Origin of the sequence: Vibrio sp. RE88 (genome assembly GCF_013113835.1) — a bacterium.
GTDB lineage: Bacteria > Pseudomonadota > Gammaproteobacteria > Enterobacterales > Vibrionaceae > Vibrio.
Genome location: NZ_VTYQ01000007.1, coordinates 93,674 through 115,770 on the forward strand (window position 1 = coordinate 93,674; position 22,097 = coordinate 115,770).

Sequence of the window (22,097 nt, forward strand, 5' to 3'; positions counted from 1 at the left end):
ATCAATCACCAAACGTGTTGATTATTTGACAAGCATAAAAATCAGCGCAAGCGCTTGCGTAAACGATACCCATATCACTTTCTGTGCAAAAAAATTATAGTTCCGTTACATTCCTGAAAAATGATCGTTAATGAGATCTCAGTCACTAGTTTTATGTATTTTTACACTCCGTATCACTATTAATTGAGATTTTTATCGTTATTATGCGCTCCAGTAAAAGCACAACACAGATTGTGCAACAACGGCTATATGAATAAGTTTTGGTATTGAATAAACATAGAGAGTCCCACTATGCGTAAATCACTTTTAGCTCTTGGTGTTGTAGCAGCAATGTCTGCACCTGCGATGGCAGCTGATTACTCCGACGGCGATATCCACAAGAACGATTACAAATGGATGCAGTTCAACCTAATGGGTGCATTCAACGAAAAACCAGGTAACTCAACGCACGATTACCTTGAAATGGAATTTGGTGGTCGCTCTGGTCTATTCGACCTATACGGCTACGTAGACGTATTTAACCTAACTTCAGATCCAGGCAGCGACAAAGCTGGGAAAGAAAAGATCTTTATGAAGTTTGCACCGCGTATGTCTCTAGATGCACTTACTGGTAAAGACCTATCTTTCGGTCCTGTTCAAGAGCTATACGTTTCTACACTTATGGAATGGGGCGGTAACTCAGGTGTAAACACTCAGAAAGCAGGTATTGGCTCTGACGTAAACGTTCCATGGTTTGGCAAAGTCGGCCTGAACCTATACGGTACTTACGATTCGAACAAAAAAGACTGGAATGGTTTTCAAGTTTCGACCAACTGGTTCAAGCCTTTCTACTTCTTCGAAAATGGTTCATTCATTTCTTACCAAGGTTACATTGATTACCAATTTGGCATGAAGAGTGAGTACTCTACGTCAAAAACTGGCGGTGCAATGTTTAACGGTATCTACTGGCACTCAGATCGCTTTGCTGTTGGTTACGGCCTAAAACTTTACCAAGATGTTTATGGTATCGAAGACACTCCGGGCTTCCGTTCATCAGGTGCAACTAACTACCTAGCGGTTACTTACAAGTTCTAAGCCACTAAAAGAACTTCATTGCCTTCAAAATGGTACCTTCGGGTACCATTTTTTATTTGCTTTCGCCCAAACGGTGATTATCCTTGTGGGAAATTATCTGTTTGGCAAATCAGTGTGAATATCGTCATTCTTGGCCCCGGTGCTATTGGTACGCTATGGGCAACTAAACTCTCGCTTTCAGGTCACAATATCGCTGTGTGGTCTACCTCAACAGATCGCCATCTGAGTCTACGGCTTGATGAATTACAGACGATTCAATTCGATAACCGAAATATCGCTTCTATTGAGCAGGCTGACTTATTGCTAGTCACAGTAAAAGCGTGGCAAGTTGAGAACGCACTTGAGCCATTAAAAGCGCATATTGCTCAAGAAACCATGATTACCCTGATGCACAATGGCATGGGGACCGCAGACTGGGTTTACGATACTTTTCCTGGCAACCCTTTGCTCCTTGCGACAACCACTCATGGCGCCTATAAGCCCACTAAACACCAAGTCATCCACACTGGCTTGGGCTTAACCCAAATAGGTGGTGTCAATCGTTCGGGGAAACAATGCCACTTTCTCCAACCAGTTTTGCAGCATGCGCTTCCAGAAGTCACTTGGTGTGACAATATTGAGCATGCTTTATGGTCTAAGCTGGCCGTCAACTGCGCAATCAACCCCTTAACGGCTATTTTCCAAGTTAAGAACGGTGAGTTGGCTTCCGAGCAATATAAAAACCAACTTACCAATGTCATCGAAGAAGTCTTTCAAGTAATGAGCGCCTGCTCCATCCCTGTCGAGAAGTCCACGTTGGAATCGACGGTTCAGCAAGTGATCAGTGCCACTGCCGAAAACTTCTCTTCAATGAGGCAAGACATTCACTATCAACGCAAAACTGAAATTGATTTTATTACCGGTTACTTGCTGAAACAGGCTAAAATTCACAATATTCAAGCCCCTGAAAATCAAGCTCTCTATACCCAGATCCATCACATCGAACAAAGCTGGAAATCACAATGAATAAAAAAGTACTGGTCCCGATTGCACCGGGTACGGAAGAAATGGAAGCCGTCACCATCATCGACATGATGGTACGAGCTGGCTACGACGTGACTGTGGCCAGTGCTGATTTTGCTGGCCAACTGACAATGAAAGCTTCCAGAGGCGTTACGCTCACTGCTGATTGTAAACTCGTCGATATCGCCGATGACGAATTCGATGCAGTGATCTTGCCTGGTGGCGTTGGCGGAGCGGAAACCTTTCGCGACAGCACGGTGTTAGTTGAGATTGTTCGCCAACAAATGTACGAAGGGAAGCTGGTTGCTGCGATATGCGCCGCACCAGCGTTGGTACTGGCTCACCATAAGCTTTACCCTGACGCTTTAATGACCTGCCATCCTAGTTTTGAATCTCATATCAGTAAGGAAAATTGGCGAGTTAAACGCGTCACTTACGATATTAATCACAACTTGTTGACCAGCCAAGGCCCCGGTACTGCACTAGAATTTGCGATGGAAATCATCATTAACCTTTCAGGAAAAGAACACGCTTGGACGGTTGCCGAACCTATGGTGACGATCCCAACCCTGCAATATCACAAGCTGGGTGGCCTTGAGTCATGCTAGATGTTCATGCCATCCGTTCACAGTTTCCTGCATTAACTCAAAACGTTAATGGGGAACAACTGGTGTATCTCGATAGTGCAGCGACGACACAAAAACCTGATTGCGTTATCAATGCGATTTCAGACTACTATCGCTCTCAAAACGCCAATGTTCATCGTGGTAGTCACAGTCTGACTGCACAAGCAACCAGCCACTTTGAAACCGCTCGTCAAACCGTCGCAACCTTCATCGGCGCGGAGAGCAGTAAAGAAATCATCTGGACACGCGGAGCGACAGAAGCGCTTAACCTAATCGCACAAACCCATGCTCGTAACACACTACAGCCCGGTGATGAAATGCTGGTTAGTGAAATGGAACACCACGCCAATATCGTACCTTGGCAAATCGTTGCAGAGCAGACTGGAGCAAAAGTCATCAAAGTGCCAATGACCGACGATTGCCAATGGGATATGAAGGCGTTTTCAGCTTTGCTATCCGATAAAACCAAACTGGTGTCGCTGGCTCATATCACCAACGTGACGGGAACACGTCTACCGATTGAGTCGGTGATAGCTCAAGCGCATCAAGTCGGAGCGACAGTAGTTGTCGATGGTGCTCAAGGCATTGTTCATGAAGCTGTTGACGTAAAAACGTTAGATGCGGACTTTTATGTTTTCTCTGGTCATAAACTCTACGCACCTGCGGGTATTGGCGTTTTATATGGAAAATTGTCGCTGCTTGATGCTATGCCTCCGTGGCACGGCGGAGGGAAAATGGTCGAAAAGGTGTCGTTTTCTGGAACCACTTTCAGCGAATTGCCTGGCAAGTTCGAGGCTGGCACACCCAATGTGGCAGGTGCGATTGCCTTAGCCACGGCGATAAACTGGTATCAGAGTTTTGAGCATACCGATGTAGAGAGTCATATTCATAGTCTGGTTCAGGACGCTTATCAAAGACTATCTAAAATCGAAGACATTAGAGTGTTAGGCTATCAAGCCAATGCTTCTGTGCTGTCGTTTATCATTGATGGTGTGCACCACCAAGATCTCGCAACATTACTTGATCAACAAGGCGTTGCCGTTCGTGCTGGTCACCACTGTGCTCACCCTCTAATGGACGCACTGGGAGTTAAAGGCACCGTGCGCGCTTCCTTTGCCATCTACAATACACAGCAAGACGTGGACAGGCTGATCGCCGCCGTAGAGAAAGCCGCGGATATGCTTTAGTAAGAAATAGAAAAGGGTTGACGATAAACGCCAACCCTTTTTAAAAGACTATAAATATAATCCGAGCTTAAAGTTCGTCAAAGGCCTCAATCGCTTCTGATAACTTCTTCACGCCGTGAATCTGCATTCCCTGAATACCGCCTTTAGGCATATTTGCAGCCGGAACGATGGCCTTTTTAAAGCCATGTTTAAATGCTTCATTCAGCCTTTCCTGCCCGCTAGGTACCGGACGAATCTCGCCGGCAAGACCCACTTCACCAAAAACCACTACGTCTTTTGGTAGTGCTCTATCTCTGAAGCTGGATAGCAGTGCCATCACCAAAGCTAAATCGGCACTGGTTTCCGTTACTTTAACCCCGCCTACTACATTCACAAACACATCCTGATCCGCCATCTGCAGACCACCATGTTTATGTAAAACGGCCAACAGCAGCGACAGTCGATTTTGTTCAAGGCCAACCGCTACACGTCTTGGGTTTGCCAACTGGGAGTAATCCACCAGTGCCTGAATTTCCACCAGCAGTGGACGAGTGCCTTCCCAAACCACCATAACGGAGCTGCCTGAGGTCTCTTCTTCCCCACGGGAGAGAAAAATAGCCGAAGGGTTACTGACTTCTTTCAGCCCCTGCCCTGTCATGGCAAACACGCCCAACTCATTCACAGCACCGAAACGGTTCTTATGACTACGAAGCGTTCTGAACCTGCTATCAGTACCGCCATCAAGCAGCACTGAACAGTCGATGATGTGCTCAAGCACTTTAGGCCCAGCCAACGTGCCGTCTTTGGTTACGTGGCCAACAATGAACACCGCGACATTGTTTTGCTTAGCATAGCGGGTTAGCGCAGTCGCTGACTCTCTTACTTGCGCCACACTGCCCGGCGAAGATTGAACATCCGCCACATGCATCACCTGAATCGAGTCAATCACCAAAATCTTAGGCTGTTCTTTTTCTGCAATCTGGCAAATACGATCAACATTGGTTTCTGAAAGCATTTTCAGATTGTCTTTAGGCAACCCCAGACGGGAAGCCCGCATCGCGACCTGCTGAAGCGATTCCTCACCGGTGACATACAAAGTCGGCATCTGAGATGCTAAATAACACATTGTCTGTAGCAACAGCGTCGATTTACCTGCACCAGGATTACCACCGATCAAAATCGCCGCTCCGGGTACAACCCCTCCACCTAAAACTCGGTCAAGCTCTTTAAAGCCGCTGGTAAAACGTGGAACTTCCTGTAAATCTATCTCGGATAAGGTTTGAACCTGAGTTTCACCCGAGTTTCCTGCGTAGCCAGTCAGTCGCTCATTTCTCGCCGCTGCAGGGGATGCAGCCAACCTGACTTCACTAATCGTATTCCATGCGCCACAAGCATTACATTGTCCCTGCCATCGCGGAAAATCCGCGCCACAGTCGTTACATACGTATGCTCTTTTTGCCTTTGCCATATCACCTCGGACCTGTATTTGTGACAATGCAGTTATCATTCGTCACCTATTCACCTTGATTCGGTGTAACATATCATTAAAGATCTTTATATCAAGGCCGATATTCAGAGTAAGGGACAAGCTAACAAAAATATATGCAGCAGCCAGAGATTTTATCTTTAGCAGAACGACTGATTCCTGCTTACAACTCCGATGATTTTGAATACCTTCTCGCCCAAATGACCGAAGGAGAGGCGCCATCGGTCAAAATTCTGGTTAAGATGGAACTTAACCGCGTGATGGCTCCCTGCACCAAAAGTGTTGATCTGCGCGGGCGCGTCAAGGGTGAATGCCGCGAATACGAGCTGGATGGTGTTAAACACTGGCTAGACGACGTAGCTTTTAATGCCTACCACAAAAATACCCGTAAGTTTGGCGGCTATACCGAAGGGGTTTGGGAAGCCTTGTGTAACACCCATAACAACTTCCGAGTCATGCAGAAGCGTGGCAAGCCACAGGGTATTGAGTTTTCAGAAAAAAGCACGGCCTACGACGTTGAAGCAATTAACTTAGGCTACGACCTTAAGAGACGTGAAAACCGCCTCAAGCTTTCCTCTCAAATAGAATTTCAGGTCAATAAAGACCAATTAGTCCACGCAACAACCGTGGATATCTCCCCGTCTGGCGCCAAATTTAAAGTCCCTTCTGCCTTTAGCTACAAGCTGGGTGAAATCATTGCCGTTCGCTTTGTTGAACTCGCAAGAAACAGCGAAGTCGAAGGATTGGATACACCGATTAACTACCGAATTGTCGGCATCGATGAGTCTTACGAGAACGATGCAGTGAAATACCTACGTCTGCTCAAACTTGATGAGTCGACGGTTGTTGAAGAGGTTATCGAAGATCAACTTAAAAATGATAGCCAGCGTTCTCGTCACGATAATCAAGACAAAGTCATCCGCGCCCGTTCAAGGGGGTATGAGCATACCTTCCTGAAACACACCTGCAATTTACCCGTGTTCTTCAGCGGCAATGAGCTCAAGCTGGCGTTGATGACTGAAAACAACCAACCTATCTGGCAGTACTGGCAGGATGAACGCAACCAACAAGCCCTGACGACCTTGTTTAACAAAGAAAGAATCGAGCATCTGACTAAGCCGGGCATGCGTGGCAGTAACAACGTGTTTTATTCGTTCACTCATGAACATCAGGGAAAAACCTTATTCTTCTCGATGATGATGCCAGAAGCCACCCGCCAAGTGCGTCAACTTTTCTGGCATGTGGGGGCGAAAAAAGAAAGCTGGCGCGCATTCCGCCTGCATGTTTTTGAGTTGTCAGACAGCGAACGAAGCGAGTTAGCCAATCACTCCACTGAGCTGGATTTTGACACCAAAACCTTGACTCATTGCGGTATCTTGCAGGAGCTTTCAACAGAGGCTACCAATCAGGATTATCTGTTAACGGAAAAACCTCGCTTGCCAAGTAGCGAATTAAATCGCTTCCGTCATGTTCGTAACCCAGAAAACAATCCGGTTTGCCTCTATTTCGATGCAAAGTCTCGCCGTAAAGAGCCCCGCTATCAGTTCCGCTCTCCTTTAGAACTCACAACCAGCGACAACACGGTTCACACCGGAGTCACGCTGGATATCTCTAAGCGCGGTATCAGTCTTGCGCTAACCTCGCCATGCGCGTTAAAAGCGGGTCATACTTGTAAGGTTAACTTCAAAGAGCTGAGCCTTTACGACAAGAAACTGCCGCTGGACAGCGTCCCTTATGATGTAATTAGAATCTCTCCGGGAGGGAAACGTCTGCAATTGGTGATGCTTGAAGATAGCAATACCATGCGTACTATCGCTTTCTTTGGTCGTCTAATCGAGCATAACCAAGACAAACTTATCGCTAAGAAAGAGTTACTGCCAAGCAATCTGTTGCTCGAAGGGCTACATGACATACTCTTGGATAAAATTGTCAGCTCACCAATTTTCGTCGAAAAGCGGGGTAAAAACCTCAAGCCTCGAGTTATTGGGGTCAACTTCCCTCTAGCTCCGCACTTAGTCGTATTGGCAAAGCTTGGACAGGAAGAGAACTTTTCTCTGGAACCTATCTATAAAGGCCACACCAATACCTTGCTGGCGCAGCCGATGCGTCGTATTGATGGTGCACAGCCAAAATTTCAGGAAGTCTATTTGTCGACCACTCAATTTGGTACACGCATTCAGTCATATGAGTCTAAATTGGTGAGTGAGTTTGATTCTCTCAAAGAGCGAGTGGCGTTTATTAAAAATGCTCAGTCTATGGGGGAATTTTATGCCCTGCGAGTATGCAGTGCCCCGGTATTCGACCCTATGAGCGCCCTGCTGCAAGAAGATATTAAAGAGCTGGCGCCAATCAGTATGCATCAGGCGAGAAGTTTGGAAAAAGAGATTAACGGCATTATGGGCTACGGCGAAATTACCGACATTACGGAAGAAGTGTTGATTCGTCTTGAACTGACTAAATAGAAAAGCGAGGGTATACCCTCGCTTTTTTGTGTTTGTTATGGTGTGGGCTTGAAGCTTATCTTCTTCTGTTTCACCAATGCCGCGGAAAGAATACACAACACGCCACCCAGCCCAGAATATCGCACCGCGGTTTGCGCCTGCTGCTCTACCTTAGGTTTAGCGTGATAAGCAATACCTAAACCAGCAGCTGACATCATAACGAGATCGTTCGCCCCATCTCCAACTGCAATGGTATTGTGTGGTTCAATCTCATATTGCTCCGCCAGCTCTTCAAGAATATCCGCTTTGGTTTGTGCAGAAACCACATCACCCAGTACCTTACCAGTCAGCTTACCGTCAATGATTTCCAGCTGATTGGATTGAGCATGGTCGAGCTTCAACGTCTCCTTGAGGTAGTCGGAGAAATAAGTAAAGCCGCCAGAAGCGATCGCCGTTTTCCAGCCAAACTGATGCAAAGTATGCACAAGTTCAAGCAGGTCTGGTATCAGAGGAAGCTCATGTCGGACACTGGATAAAATGCTTTCATCTGCACCGGCCAGCGCCGCTACTCGTTGACGCAGACTTTGTTCAAAGTCGAGCTCACCCTGCATGGCTCGCTCGGTTACTTCGGAGACTTCTTCACCCACACCAGCTAGCTTAGCGATTTCATCAATACACTCGATCTGAATGGCGGTCGAGTCCATATCCATCACGATCAAGCCAGGTTTCGATAGATCTGGCAGATCATTCAGCGGGGCATAATCAAGTTCAATACCTTGAAGAATTTTCTCGTGTTCCGCTGTCAACTCACCTTGCATCAGCGCCACTTCATATTGACCAACCTTCCACACGTCAACGACTGCGTTATAGTAGCCCGTAAAAAAGTCGATATCTTCAAACTGCTTTGGCGACAAGTATTCCGCAAACACAATCCAATTTGCTTTGGCTTTATCGAAGTTGTTCGCTAAGCGCGCTTCTGGTAGTCGGTTATAAAGTGAAGTATGCCTTTGAATAGAAAGAGTCTTAAACGTTTCCATGTAAATTATTCCTAAAAAATCTCCTCACACGTTAACCTATTGCAATTTAGCTGCGCAAGTATCAATATGCTCTATAGCAAAATTAACCTCGGTTTGGGTGTGTATGGAATCCTCTCTGTTTTCATTTCGTATGGCCTTAAGAGCACTCGCCATTCTTTCCCTGATTGCTATGGTGGCGGTCATAGGTGTCAACAGCGTTAAAATTACAAAAAGTAATGAGCAGATTCAGAAAAATCAGCTGGAAACGCTGATTAAAATTCTGGTATCCCAAGCCTCATTGTCAGCTGGCGATATGATCGTCAATCAAGATCAGGAACGGTTATTGAAACTGACTAACCAGTTGGCTCAGGATAATTTGGTATTTGATGCCACCATTTATGATGCGGAAGGTATTCGTTTAGCATCAAGTGACAAAGGCAAAAGTGTACGTGAAATTCTTGGCTTAGATACTCCGCTTGAAACCGCTCGGATCGGCAAGCAGCAACTGGTCGAACCGATCATGCACGATAACGCAGTTCTAGGTTTTGTACGCATTACTTTTGAAACAGGTAAAGTGACTGCGTTTTCTGATCATTATTACCGCAAGAGCGATCGTTACATGTATACCATGGTTGGGATGAGTTTTATTGCGGGTTTATTACTTGCGGTCGTCATCCGTCGCAAGCCAAAGAAAAAAGGTGAAAACCTGTTGTTAAAAGATATATAGAGCGATAAAGAAAGGGTTGACGCATTAGGTCAACCCTTTTTTATGTTTGCAAGGTCTGGCTAGCTCAGATGGCCAACAGCATCTTACGCTTCGTCACCAAGTAGTACTGAGTCTAGGGCAACGATCATCATGTCATTGAACGTCGTCTGACGCTCGTCCGACGTAGTCTGCTCACCCGTTTTGATGTGATCAGATACAGTACAGATAGTCAGTGCTTTCGCACCGTACTCGGCACAAACGCCGTAGATACCCGCCGCTTCCATTTCAACACCAACGATACCGTACTTGTCCATCACATCGAACATCTCTGGATCTGGCGTATAGAATAGTTCCGCGGAAAACAGGTTACCGACTTTCACTTCAATACCACGTGCTTTCGCTGCCTCTTCGGCTGCGCGAACCATTTTATAATCAGCAATTGCAGCAAAGTCATGACCTTTAAAGCGAATGCGGTTCACTTTAGAGTCAGTACAAGCGCCCATACCAATCACAACATCACGTACTTTGATGTCTTCGCTCACTGCACCACAGCTACCTACACGGATGATTTTCTTCACACCGTAGTCTTTGATTAGCTCAGTGGCGTAGATTGAACAAGATGGGATACCCATGCCGTGGCCCATCACAGACACTTTACGACCTTTGTAAGTCCCTGTGAAACCGAACATATTACGCACATCACAGACCTGAACGACATCTTCTAGGAAGGTTTCTGCAATGTACTTCGCGCGTAGCGGGTCACCCGGCATAAGAACGACATCTGCGAATGCATCCGTTTCAGCATTAATATGTGGAGTTGCCATGTCTGTTAATTCCTTAACTAAGTTAAACGTTGTCAGAGAGGCGCTTGCCTCTCTAACTGTCTCATTACAAAAAGTTTTTACCGTAATCCATTGGTGAGGTACCAAAGTACGTTGCCAATGATTGACCGATGTCAGCAAAAGATTCACGCAAGCCCAGAGAACCAGCAGGCACTTTCTGACCATAAACAATCACAGGGATGTGTTCACGTGTGTGGTCAGTACCCGGCCAAGTCGGGTCACAGCCGTGGTCGGCCGTCAGGATAAGAACATCATCCTCTTCCATCAGTTCCATCACTTCATGGATACGACCATCGAAATACTCAAGCGCAGCAGCATAGCCTGCAACGTCACGACGGTGACCATAAGCAGAATCGAAATCAACAAAGTTAGTGAAGACGATTGTATTGTCACCTGCTTCTTTGATTGCCTCTTTTGTCGCTTCAAAGAGTGCTGGAATGCCTGTTGCTTTAGTATTCTTGGTGATACCACAACCAGCGTAAATGTCAGAGATCTTACCGATCGAGTGAACTTCACCGCCTTTCTCTTCAACAAGCTTCTGTAGAATCGTCGCTGAAGGTGGCTCAACAGACAGATCGCGGCGATTACCAGTACGCTCGAATTGACCTTTACCCGGACCAATGAATGGACGGGCGATAACGCGGCCGATGTTGTAGTCTTCCAGCTCTTCACGTGCGATCTGACAAAGCTCAAGCAAACGATCTAAGCCGAAGGTTTCTTCATGACAAGCAATCTGGAATACCGAGTCCGCCGACGTATAGAAGATAGGTTGACCTGTCTTCATGTGCTCTTCACCAAGATCATCCAATACCTGGGTGCCTGATGCATGACAGTTACCAAGGAAACCGTCTAAACCAGCACGCTCAAGAATGCGATCCGTCAGCTCTTTCGGGAAGCTGTTGGCTTTGTCGGTAAAGTAGCCCCAGTCAAACAGAACCGGAACACCAGCAATTTCCCAGTGACCTGACGGCGTGTCTTTACCAGAAGACAGCTCAGCAGCATGACCGTAAGCACCGATGATTTCCGCTTCAGTATCTAAACCCGGCGCAAAGCGACCCGTTGACTCTTTGTGGGCCATTGCTAAGCCAAGCTTTGACAAGTTAGGCAATGTCAGTGGACCTTTACGATCAGCGTTATCCGCCAAGCCTTGATCACATTGATCTGCGATATGACCCAGAGTGTCTGAGCCAACATCACCAAATTTCTCAGCGTCTGCTGTCTCACCGATTCCAAATGAATCCAGTACTAATATAAATGCTCTTTTCATTGCTCTTCCTCAGGCCCACCGGTAATCTTTTTTTATATGGCGGGCCTTAGTGTAATTTTTGATTAAACGTCTTCTGCGCGGATCTGACGATAAACTTCAGGCGTTGGCGTATATTCACCACCGATAGTGATAGCCTGCTTAAGCGCTTCAGCCGCTTCAAGCCATTGCTCTTCACTACGGGCGTGAATCACAGCCAGTGGTTTGTCACTCGATGCTTTTTCACCAAGGCGGATAAACCCGTCAAAACCCACTGCATAGTCAATTTCGTCTGTTGCCACACGGCGACCGCCACCCATGGAAACAACCGCCATACCGATTGCACGAGTGTCCATTGCCGATACAACACCGTCTTCATCAGCGAAGACTGGTTTGATGATTTCTGCTTTTTCTAGGTAGTTGTCGTAGCTTTCTACAAAATCAGCCGGGCCACCTAAGCCTGCGACCATCTTGCCAAAGCACTGAGCAGCTTTACCGTTATCCAGAACTTCCATCAGTTTCGCGCGTGCATCTTCTGTGTCGTCAGCCAGTTTAGCCAACACCAACATTTCGGCACATGACGCCATCGTAACTTCAAGTAAACGAGAGTTGCGGTATTCACCTGTCAGGAACTGAACCGCTTCACGTACTTCTACTGCGTTACCCGCAGAAGAAGCCAGAACTTGGTTCATGTCAGTCAAAATAGCCGTTGTCTTGGTACCGGCACCGTTTGCTACTGCTACGATAGATTTAGCAAGCTCTTCAGATGCTTCATAGGTTGGCATGAATGCGCCTGAACCCACTTTGACATCCATAACCAATGACTCAAGACCAGCAGCCAGTTTCTTAGACAAGATTGAAGCCGTGATCAGTGAAATGTTGTCAACCGTTGCGGTAATGTCGCGGGTTGCGTAAACACGTTTATCGGCTGGCGCTAAGTCGCCTGTTTGACCAATGATGGCAACACCTGCGTCTTTCGTAACATCACCAAACACTTCATTGGTTGGTGTGATGTTGTAGCCCGGAATCGACTCCAGCTTATCTAGCGTACCGCCTGTATGGCCAAGGCCACGACCAGAGATCATTGGAACGAAACCGCCACATGCCGCAACCATTGGGCCAAGCATCAGCGAGGTCACGTCACCAACACCACCGGTTGAATGCTTATCTACAATTGGGCCGCCGAATTCTTTATGGCTCCAGTCGATAACCATACCGGAATCACGCATCGCACACGTCAGTGCAATACGCTCTGGCATTGTCATTTCATTGAAAAAGATAGCCATCGCAAATGCTGCGATTTGACCTTCAGAAACGGTGTTTTTAGCCACACCTTGGATAAAGAAATTAATTTCGTCGGCAGTCAGGACTTCGCCGTCGCGTTTTTTGCGAATGATTTCTTGAGGTAAATACATTAGAGCCTCCCACGCTAAAAGTAGCGGTGGTTGTAAGGTAAAGAGGTATTGTGGAGCAGCGATTCGCTACCCCACCAAACAGACTTAGTGATTGCTTACTCTAAACATTTGGCGTTGCAGCTAGGCGACAAATAAGTTCATTCCTATGAGCATAGGTTTTCTATGTGATTAGGATGAACTTATGCAGTCAACAACGCTGAAGCGTCAAATATGACGAGTAAATTAGTACGCTGCAGGGTCTGCAGTTTCGTCTGTTACTTCTAATGTATTTAGTAGGTTAGTTAGCAGGCTTGACGCACCAAAGCGGTAATGACGAGCGTCTACCCAGTTGTCGCCCAAAATCTCATCAGCCATTGCTAGGTACGCTGCTGCATCTTCAGCCGTGCGCACACCACCTGCTGGTTTGAAACCAACAGATGCTGCAACATCCATATCACGAATCACTTCTAGCATCATGCGTGCATATTCAGGTGTTGCATTGACTGGCACTTTACCCGTTGAAGTCTTAATGAAATCAGCGCCTGCTTTGATTGAAATTTCAGAAGCTTTCTTAATTAGTGCTTCTTCTTTCAGCTCACCGGTTTCGATGATGACTTTCAGAAGAATGTCGCCACACGCTGCTTTACATTGCTTAACTAGCTCGAAGCCCACTTCCTCGTTACCTGCCATTAGAGCACGGTATGGGAATACAACGTCCACTTCATCTGCACCGTAAGCAACGGCCGCTTTCGTTTCAGCAACAGCGATATCAATATCGTCATTACCGTGTGGGAAGTTCGTTACTGTTGCAATACGAACGTCTGGTGTACCTTGCTCGCGAAGTGTCTTCTTAGCAATAGGAATAAAGCGAGGGTAAATACAGATCGCAGCTGTGTTACCGACAGCTGATTTTGCGTCATGACATAGTGAGATCACTTTTGCATCAGTGTCATCATCATTTAGCGTAGTAAGATCCATAAGTTTAAGTGCACGTAGTGCTGCTGCTTTTAAATCGCTCATTTCTATCTCCGATCAATATTCATAAAAGTATCTGCTCAACCCAGTGTGGGTTGCGCAGTCATTAATGAACGGACTTGGTTCCCTGAAGACTTAGGAACAAACAGCGAATTTGCCCCCAATTGCTATCCTTGTCACCGCACAGTACCAGTTTGGTCTATGGCACAACAATCTGCGATTGCGGTGTCTAACGGTATCTGTAGCCAATTGCCCAATGTACAGGCAACGCTACAACCAACGCCAATCATACTCCTTGTATTAACAGGCGCTAGCTAAAAACTTCTCAATAATCCATTGATAAGTTACGCCACCAAGCTCAATCCTAACAACGCCGGCACACCAAAATACTGGTGAAATGGGCATGGATAGCTTAATAGCAGAAAACAGGACTCCAACGACTAAGCCCGTGAGGGCTGCGAGGAAAACTCCATTCATGAGTTTTACCCTACTCTCTATATTTACATACATTATAGATATTCGTCGCAGAACTGTAGTGGCTCATAGAGCGCAAACGGTTTGTATCTCAAAAAAGATTCCGTGCAACGTTTGTTCAATCTTCATGACCGACAAACGCTATGAATCCAGTTGTCTGAATCCACTCCAGACTCATCTCGAATCAAGCCAAACACTCAACCTGCTTGTATTCGAGCCTTTCCCTGCCAAGAGCCTACTAACAGGCTTAGGAAGCAATAATCAGGGAAAGAAAAACAAAAAAGCCCCGTAGCACACAAACGTGTGTCTACGGGGCTTTTTAAAACGGCGTCTATATAATCTTTCGCTTACTTAATTAGAAAGATAGGAAGAAGCCAGCGATTGTCGCCGCCATTAGGTTAGATAGCGTACCAGCACAAACCGCTTTAACACCCATACGAGCGATGTCGTGACGACGGTTTGGAGCTAGACCACCTAGACCACCTAGTAGAATCGCAATAGAAGAAAGGTTTGCGAAACCACATAGAGCGAACGAGATAATAGCGGCTGTCTTAGTAGACATTACTTCACCCGTTGCTGGGACAACTTGTGCTGCGTCACCAACGTAAGGTACGAAGTTTAGGTAAGCTACGAATTCGTTAACAACCAGTTTCTGACCGATGAACGAGCCAGCAAGCGTTGCTTCTTCCCATGGCACACCGATTAGGAATGCTAGAGGCGAGAAGATGTAGCCTAGTAGAATTTCAAGAGTTAGCTCAGGCATACCGAACCAACCGCCAACGCCACCTAGGATACCGTTAATAAGTGCGATTAGACCGATGAACGCTAGTAGCATTGCACCAACGTTTAGAGCAAGCTGTAGACCAACAGAAGCACCACCAGCCGCTGCATCGATAACGTTAGCAGGCTTGTCGTCGCCACCGTCGATGTCGCCACCTAGCTCTTCATCTGGAGCGTCAGTTTCTGGCTTGATGATCTTAGCGAATAGTAGACCACCAGGTGCTGCCATGAATGATGCAGCAACTAGGTACTCTAGAGGAACACCCATAGAAGCGTAACCAGCTAGTACACCACCAGCAACAGAGGCAAGACCACCACACATTACAGCGAATAGCTCAGATTGCGTCATCTTAGGAACAAACGGACGAACCACTAGAGGTGCTTCAGTTTGACCTACGAAAATGTTCGCTGCTGCAGACATTGATTCCGCACGTGAAGTGCCAAGTGCTTTCTGTAGACCACCACCAAGAATCTTGATTACCCACTGCATAACACCTACGTAATAAAGTACAGAGATAAGTGCAGAGAAGAAGATTAGCGTTGGAAGTACCTGGAACGCGAAAATGAAGCCAATACCGTCAACTGAGAAGTTAACTAGGCTGCCAAATAGAAAACCAGTACCGTCTTTACCGTAGTCGATTACATTCTGTACGCCAGCAGAGAAGCCAGCTAGAAGGTCACGACCCCATGGTACGTAAAGAACGAAACCACCGATGATGAATTGGATAGCAAATGCGCCACCCACAGTTCTTAGATTGATAGCTTTGCGGTTATCAGACAGTAGTAATGCAATTCCTAGCAATACTGCCATACCGACTAGGCTCATAAACAGGCTCATAGTTTATGATTTCCTTATATGTTATTTGTTGGCGTGTTACAAAATGGAGCTCTAAAGCGGAGGCAATTATACTCATCCGTCCAATGATAAAGTAATGCTGCCTTCACAGTTTCTAATAAGATTCATCATGCGTTCACTCATTTACGTGAAGGAGATCACTCTTCTTCATTCTGTAACTCATAAAAAGAACATTTTCTTTAGAAACTATTCACAAATACCGAACGCCGAATTGCTATTTTTCCAAACGTTTTCAGCAATCGTTTGCTCAGTAATACCCTTCAGTTTTGCAAGGCAGGACAAGGTTTGAGCTAACATTTCCGGATGATTAGGTTTGCCTTGATGACCATAAAGGGGCATGTCAGGTGCATCCGTTTCCAGCACAATACATTCAAGAGGTAAATCTATCACCGCTTGGCGCGTTTTCTGGGCTCTTGGGTAAGTTATAACGCCCCCAATACCAATATAAAAACCCAACTCGACAAACTGCATTGCCTGCTGATAGCTCCCCGAAAAGCCATGTAAAACCCCACCGTAAGGAAATTTATGGCGCTTCAGCAACTGAAGAACCGAATTGTGGGTTTTTCTCGCGTGAAGGATTAGCGGCAACTTGAGTGTTTTCGCCAGTTCAATCTGAGCAATAAACACCTGTCGTTGTATCTCTTCGTCAACATCGACCATCGCATCTAAGCCACATTCACCAATAGCTTTACAACGTTCAAGCTTTGTTTCAAACAAAGCGCGTAACTCTGGTAAATGCTGCTGGCTGGCTGCCGTTAGAAAATAGGGGTGCATCCCCAGCGCAATATAAAGAGATGAATATGAAGAAGACAGTGAGATTAATTGCTGCCAATTGGAGGGGCCAATGGCCGGAATCATGAACCGCTCAACACCTGTTCGCTTGGCCCGTTGAAGTTGAGCAGGGAAATCATCGGAAAAAGGGGGGAAATCGAAATGGCAATGGGTATCAAAAAGGCGCATTATCGCTGCGCCTTTTTATTGGATAGAGAAGCTTGATGAACGGGGTCTGTGCGATAAGGAACACAGCTGCGTTTATTCTCCGGTGTCAGCCCCATCGACTGACACCACGCATCGTATCGCGCAATCCACTGTTTAAACCAAGCTAGCATCTGTTGATTCCTTTATTGCTCTTCGCGTTTAAAGACCAATTCGGTCGGTGAAGACTCATCCTCAACAAAATAATAGCCTGCCGTGTCAAACTTAGTCAGATCCGCGACGCTCTCGATACGATTCTCAATGATGTAGCGCGCCATCATGCCACGCGCTTTCTTCGCATAGAAGCTGATCACCTTGTACTGACCATTTTTGCAATCTTTGAAAATTGGCGTAATCACCTGAGCATCCAGCGATTTTGGTTTTACGGCTTTAAAGTACTCGTTTGAAGCCAGGTTAATCAGAACATTATCACCTTGTTCTACAATGGCTTGATTAATCTTGTCAGTAATCACATTACCCCAGAACTGATACAGGTTACTGCCTTTTTCATTGGCAAGTTTCGTCCCCATTTCCAGACGGTAAGGCTGCATCAAATCAAGCGGTTTAAGTAGACCATATAAACCAGACAACATGCGTAAGTGCTGTTGAGCATAATCAAAGTCATCGTCCGACAAACTTTGTGCGTCTAAGCCCGTGTACACATCGCCTTTAAAAGCCAGAATCGCTTGGCGTGAGTTCTCCGTCGTAAACGTCTCACTCCACTCCTGAAAACGACCAACGTTCAGGTCAGCGATCTTATCACTGACTTTCATCAAGCTCGCGACATCGGCAGGCGTCAGCTTACGGCACACATCAATCAGTTGTTTTGAGTACTCGATCAGTTCTGGCTGAGTAAATTTCTCTGTGGCCAGTGGTGATTCGTAATCTAAGGTTTTCGCTGGTGAAACGACGATTAGCATGGCTTTACTCTATCCGTTCTGTTTTTGTTGGCTATAGGTTACAAAAAAAGCCATGCAATGTCTGCATGGCTTTTTGAATCGTTTTAATAGGCAAAAGTTATAACCTAAATAATTGGAGCTGTAGCTAGGCGGCAATTCAATTCAGCCCTATGAGCATAGTTTTCCCTATGTGATTAGGGCGGCCGGCGCTCCGGGGAATTTATGCGGCCAACGACGCTACGGCTTCAAGAAAGACGGTTATATTAATCTTTTTTGCTCTGATCCCAGATACCATCCTCAAGCTGAGATTTCAGCTCAGGAAAATCGTTCGAATCAAATGTTGGCACTTTGCCTTCTTTTAACTGACGGTTGTAATCTTTTGCCAGTTTAATCACGATGCCAGAAAGCAGCAGGATCGCCACCAAGTTGACAATCGCCATCATGCCCATGGAGACATCTGCCAGCGCCCAAACGATAGGTAGTGACGCAACGGCACCAAACATCACCATCGCCAGTACAACCAGACGGAACACGCCTAGACCTGCTTTATGGTTATGCTCAAGGAAAATAAGGTTTGTTTCCGCGTATGAGTAGTTGGCAATGATAGACGTAAAGGCGAAGAAGAAAATCGCCACAGCAACAAAGATACCGCCCCACGAACCCACCTGAGAGCTCAACGCTGCTTGAGTCAGCTCAATACCCGTGATCTCACCATGCGGTACGTATTCACCGGACATCAGGATAATCGCCACCGTCGCTGAACAGATCACGATAGTGTCCATAAACACACCTAACATCTGAACATAGCCCTGAGACGCAGGGTGTGGCGGATAAGGTGTTGCTGATGCTGCTGCGTTTGGCGCGGAACCCATACCAGCTTCGTTTGAGAACAGGCCGCGTTTGATGCCGTTAATCATTGCCTGGGCAATTGCGTAACCTAGACCACCCGCCGCTGCTTCTTGCAGACCAAAGGCACTCTTGAAGATCAAGCTCAGCACCGCTGGCAGCTTGTCGATATTCATAAACATAACGAACAGCGCCAGTATTAGGTAAAGCAGTGCCATCGCAGGAACAATCATTTCTGCTACGCGAGCGATACGCTTGATACCACCAAAGATAACCACAGCAGATAACAAAACAACGGCAATACCAACATAGGTTTCATCCCAACCAAATGCCGTATTCATTGCACCAGCAATTGAGTTAGCTTGAACCGCGTTAAATACCAAACCAAAAGCGATGATCAGGAAGATTGAGAACAATACGCCCATCCAGCGCATGCCCAAACCTTTCTCCATGTAGTACGCAGGACCACCACGGTAGTTACCGTCATCATCTTTGGTTTTGTATAACTGCGCCAATGTACTCTCGGCAAACGACGTTGCCATACCCAGCATGGCGATCAGCCACATCCAGAAAATTGCACCTGGGCCACCAGCCGTCAGAGCAACAGCAACACCCGCCATGTTACCTGTACCCACACGGGCAGCTAGGCTAGTACACAAAGCTTGGAATGATGAGATACCTGCTTTATCCGCTTTACGGCTGTTCTTAAGTACCGAAAACATGTGGCCAAAATGGCGGAACTGGATAAAGCCCAGTCTGAATGTGAAGTACACACCGACACCGACTAGGAGATAAACAAGAATAGAGCCCCAAAGTAGGTCATTCATCAAATTAATTAAATCTGTCATAAGATCCTCGTAGTGAGTTTTCGCTGATCTCTGCTTCCCAGCCTTCCATCCAGTTGCAAACCAAGTGTCAATTCTGCTTAGTATTATTGTGTAATTATTGTGCAACTCAGATATGTAAAACGCGCCTCATGCTTCCATTTTACGTACCAGCGTATTTTTTGACGGGCGGATAATGCAGTCAAGAATATCAAAAATCAATATGCAACCCAATTAATATTATTGTTATTTTTCACTATAAAATCACCATTAGTTAACACAAAAAAGAACATAAAAACCACAAATACAGAACATTAACATCAAAATTTAACAACAATACAGAACAGGCAACTCCATATGAAATGACATAGCCTCAAATATTTGACACTCCTTTGTCACCAAGGACTGAGGGAAGAGTTTGCCCAGACATTCAAATTGCAAAATCAGTTACTCAACTACTCTAAATAAATCTAATTGCATAGCAAAACGAACCGCTGATTTTTCACACACCGCGTTAACATTCATTTTTTCAGAATTTAATCGTTTTCGGTAAGTCGTTCGAACAAAAAAACACCAATCAACGCCCATTTTTCTGTGAAGCAAAGTCTAAAACAGCGTGAAAACTTCATTAAATCGTAACAAATGAGAAACGAATCAAAGTTACTCTCCAAACGGAATGGTATTTAAACAGTACCCCTTCAAAGAGTAATAATTAAAAGAGGTAGCTTATGGAAGGCTTAAACTTTGAAGAAATCATGGAAATGGATTTTCCAAAAACTCGGGCAACACGCTCTAAACCTGCAAAGCGTAAATGGCGAGAAATCGAAGCAATAAAGGATAGGCAGAGGCTTCAACGCGAATTAAAAGATATGGACATCGGATTCGACGATATCGACAACCTAGATTACTGACATTAAAAAAGAGGCGCTTATGCGCCTCTTTTTGTTTACCGATATCTAGGGTGTCAGACACACTCTTGATCGACTTGCCTAATGCGTTGCGCTAATTGCTGATACTGCTCAGCAATGGTGTCACCAAAAACAGGGTCGTCTTCCGTGACGCTCCAACGTTTTTCGACGGCTTGCCAATCGTGCAAAGTGAATCTCTTATTAATGAGAGGCAATATGGACTGCTCTTCAAGATCTAAGTGACGTTTTTGCGTCAGGATAAAATCTTCGAGTTGCTGTACAAACAGGTCTTGAGGGACTACTGCATCTTGGAGGATCATATCGACGGTATCGAGAAAAGAATGAGTCCGTTGCGATAGTGCCTCATGCTCAAGTTCAAGATTTTCGATATCCGTGTGATGGCCGTAATGCTCTAAGTAATAGTGGTAGAGAATATCCTCTTTAGGGTGATGGACACGCTCAGAGTGGTGAGCCAGATAGTCCACTATTTCTCTCACCAAGCTGTAATTGATGGTCTGTTCTTTCTTTAGTAAGGCAATCTTTTGCCTCAATACTGCCAGCAACCGAACCATGTAACCGTGCTCTCGCCGTATCCTTTCAATCATCATAGCGCTTCTCCTTTAACACCTACTTTTAGTAAGTGTATATAAGAAGCACCATTCAAGTCTTGATATTGCTCGAAAATTGAGCAATTAACTTCAGAGAAGGCTACACACTGACCTGAGCGGGAAGATGCCAGTCGATCGTTGGTTTACCTTGTGATTTAAGAATTTGATTTGCTTGAGAAAAGTGCCCACAACCGAAGAATCCACGATGCGCTGACAACGGGGAAGGATGTGGCGCAGCTAATACATGGTGCTTATTGCGATCGATAAAACGCCCTTTCTTTTGCGCATGAGAGCCCCAAAGCAAAAACACCACGCCAGACTGATGCTGATTAACCGCTTCAATGACTTTGTCGGTAAAGGCTTCCCAACCAGTTTTGGAATGCGAATGGGCTTTTCCCTGTTCGACCGTAAGAACAGTGTTGAGTAACAGAACACCTTGCTCAGCCCAGCTTTGAAGGTAACCATGCGCCGGAATCTGAAAACCATCAATGTCCTGTGCTAACTCTTTATACATATTGACTAAAGAGGGAGGAGTCTTGATACCTGGTAAAACAGAGAAACACAGACCATGAGCCTGTCGAGGGCCGTGATAAGGATCCTGTCCCAGAATCACGACTTTCACATCATTGAACTCAGTCGCCCGAAAGGCATTAAACACATCTTTTGCCGGGGGAAAGATCGCTTTACCTGCTGCCCTTTCCGATTCAACAAAATTTAACGTCTGCTGAAAATAGTCCTGCTGCTTTTCAGCCCCAATGACGTCTTGCCATGTCAGTGATGGGGTCATGTTTTGTTCCTTCTGCTATTTACGCTCAAGCAATTGTCGCAAAAAGTCATGAAGGAACAAAGCGATAAAGTGAACTAGCTTTTTTGTGGAATCCGATAATGCCCCTGCCCCGTCACATGGCGATTAGGAACAGGAAGGCGTGTCGAGCGAGCGGTAGTGTAAAAAGAAG

Annotated in this window: 20 protein-coding genes; 7 read left to right on the forward strand and 13 right to left on the reverse strand. The window is 45.9% G+C overall.

The features are described from left to right. Positions 1–291: 291 nt before the first annotated feature. The 4 genes from F0265_RS17085 to csdA all read left to right on the forward strand — a co-directional run bounded on the left by F0265_RS17085 (position 292) and on the right by csdA (position 3,889). Positions 292–1,074: an outer membrane protein OmpK gene (locus tag F0265_RS17085; protein WP_021457973.1), complete on the forward strand. Its 783-nt coding sequence runs from the start codon at positions 292–294 to the stop codon at positions 1,072–1,074. Positions 1,075–1,188: 114 nt separating this feature from the next. After that, the gene (gene panE, locus F0265_RS17090; RefSeq protein WP_171749804.1) at positions 1,189–2,079 is read left to right on the forward strand and encodes a 2-dehydropantoate 2-reductase; all 891 of its coding nucleotides are present in this window, start codon (positions 1,189–1,191) and stop codon (positions 2,077–2,079) included. Beyond that, complete coding sequence (locus F0265_RS17095; RefSeq protein ID WP_171749805.1) at positions 2,076–2,684, forward strand: DJ-1 family glyoxalase III; 609 nt, start codon at positions 2,076–2,078, stop codon at positions 2,682–2,684. The genes panE and F0265_RS17095 overlap by 4 nt, the downstream gene beginning before the upstream one ends. After that, positions 2,678–3,889, forward strand: coding sequence for a cysteine desulfurase CsdA (csdA, locus tag F0265_RS17100; RefSeq protein ID WP_171749806.1), 1,212 nt, complete (start codon positions 2,678–2,680; stop codon positions 3,887–3,889). Before F0265_RS17095 ends, csdA begins: the two co-directional genes overlap by 7 nt. Before the next feature lie 67 nt (positions 3,890–3,956). Here csdA and radA read toward each other — a convergent pair whose 3' ends face one another. Then, the gene (gene radA / locus F0265_RS17105) at positions 3,957–5,336 is read right to left on the reverse strand and encodes a DNA repair protein RadA (RefSeq protein ID WP_171749807.1); all 1,380 of its coding nucleotides are present in this window, start codon (positions 5,334–5,336) and stop codon (positions 3,957–3,959) included. A gap of 134 nt (positions 5,337–5,470) precedes the next feature. Between radA and F0265_RS17110 the strand changes: the two genes are divergently transcribed. After that, on the forward strand, positions 5,471–7,816 hold the full coding sequence (locus F0265_RS17110) for a PilZ domain-containing protein (RefSeq protein ID WP_171749808.1): 2,346 nt from the start codon (positions 5,471–5,473) through the stop codon (positions 7,814–7,816). Positions 7,817–7,851: 35 nt separating this feature from the next. Here the strand turns inward: F0265_RS17110 and serB are convergent, their stop codons facing one another. After that, positions 7,852–8,832, reverse strand: a complete 981-nt coding sequence (gene serB / locus F0265_RS17115; RefSeq protein WP_171749809.1) for a phosphoserine phosphatase — start codon at positions 8,830–8,832, stop codon at positions 7,852–7,854. Between the two features lie 103 nt (positions 8,833–8,935). On the opposite strand from serB, the gene F0265_RS17120 reads away from it, so the two are divergent. Continuing rightward, entirely contained in the window at positions 8,936–9,538 is a 603-nt protein-coding gene (locus F0265_RS17120) for a YtjB family periplasmic protein (protein WP_171749810.1), read from the forward strand. 83 nt (positions 9,539–9,621) lie between these two features. On the opposite strand, the gene deoD is transcribed toward F0265_RS17120, so the two are convergent. The 9 genes from deoD to F0265_RS17165 form a co-directional block, all read right to left on the reverse strand. Continuing rightward, complete coding sequence (gene deoD / locus F0265_RS17125; protein ID WP_171749811.1) at positions 9,622–10,341, reverse strand: purine-nucleoside phosphorylase; 720 nt, start codon at positions 10,339–10,341, stop codon at positions 9,622–9,624. Positions 10,342–10,405: 64 nt separating this feature from the next. Then, positions 10,406–11,626 (reverse strand): phosphopentomutase, encoded by a 1,221-nt coding sequence (locus F0265_RS17130; RefSeq protein ID WP_171749812.1) that lies wholly within the window; start codon positions 11,624–11,626, stop codon positions 10,406–10,408. A gap of 62 nt (positions 11,627–11,688) precedes the next feature. Continuing rightward, the gene (gene deoA, locus F0265_RS17135; protein WP_171749813.1) at positions 11,689–13,017 is read right to left on the reverse strand and encodes a thymidine phosphorylase; all 1,329 of its coding nucleotides are present in this window, start codon (positions 13,015–13,017) and stop codon (positions 11,689–11,691) included. 222 nt (positions 13,018–13,239) lie between these two features. Further along, the gene (gene deoC / locus F0265_RS17140; protein ID WP_171749814.1) at positions 13,240–14,016 is read right to left on the reverse strand and encodes a deoxyribose-phosphate aldolase; all 777 of its coding nucleotides are present in this window, start codon (positions 14,014–14,016) and stop codon (positions 13,240–13,242) included. A 784-nt stretch (positions 14,017–14,800) separates the two neighbouring features. Next, a complete protein-coding gene (locus F0265_RS17145) occupies positions 14,801–16,063 on the reverse strand; it encodes a NupC/NupG family nucleoside CNT transporter (protein WP_171749815.1) in 1,263 nt (420 codons plus the stop codon). 204 nt (positions 16,064–16,267) lie between these two features. Then, positions 16,268–17,041 (reverse strand): TatD family hydrolase, encoded by a 774-nt coding sequence (locus F0265_RS17150; protein ID WP_171749816.1) that lies wholly within the window; start codon positions 17,039–17,041, stop codon positions 16,268–16,270. Further along, positions 17,041–17,190, reverse strand: a complete 150-nt coding sequence (locus tag F0265_RS17155) for a DUF5363 family protein (RefSeq protein WP_171749817.1) — start codon at positions 17,188–17,190, stop codon at positions 17,041–17,043. The genes F0265_RS17150 and F0265_RS17155 overlap by 1 nt, the downstream gene beginning before the upstream one ends. 12 nt (positions 17,191–17,202) lie before the next feature. Next, positions 17,203–17,976 (reverse strand): peroxide stress protein YaaA, encoded by a 774-nt coding sequence (yaaA, locus tag F0265_RS17160; RefSeq protein WP_064487974.1) that lies wholly within the window; start codon positions 17,974–17,976, stop codon positions 17,203–17,205. Between the two features lie 242 nt (positions 17,977–18,218). Then, positions 18,219–19,649: a sodium:alanine symporter family protein gene (locus F0265_RS17165; RefSeq protein ID WP_045987047.1), complete on the reverse strand. Its 1,431-nt coding sequence runs from the start codon at positions 19,647–19,649 to the stop codon at positions 18,219–18,221. A gap of 704 nt (positions 19,650–20,353) precedes the next feature. Here F0265_RS17165 and F0265_RS17170 point away from each other — a divergent pair. After that, on the forward strand, positions 20,354–20,536 hold the full coding sequence (locus F0265_RS17170) for a DUF3545 family protein (protein ID WP_006957979.1): 183 nt from the start codon (positions 20,354–20,356) through the stop codon (positions 20,534–20,536). A 53-nt stretch (positions 20,537–20,589) separates the two neighbouring features. On the opposite strand, the gene F0265_RS17175 is transcribed toward F0265_RS17170, so the two are convergent. After that, a complete protein-coding gene (locus F0265_RS17175) occupies positions 20,590–21,141 on the reverse strand; it encodes a hemerythrin domain-containing protein (protein WP_171749818.1) in 552 nt (183 codons plus the stop codon). A 100-nt stretch (positions 21,142–21,241) separates the two neighbouring features. Then, a complete protein-coding gene (gene ung, locus F0265_RS17180) occupies positions 21,242–21,928 on the reverse strand; it encodes a uracil-DNA glycosylase (RefSeq protein WP_171749819.1) in 687 nt (228 codons plus the stop codon). Positions 21,929–22,097 lie beyond the last annotated feature (169 nt).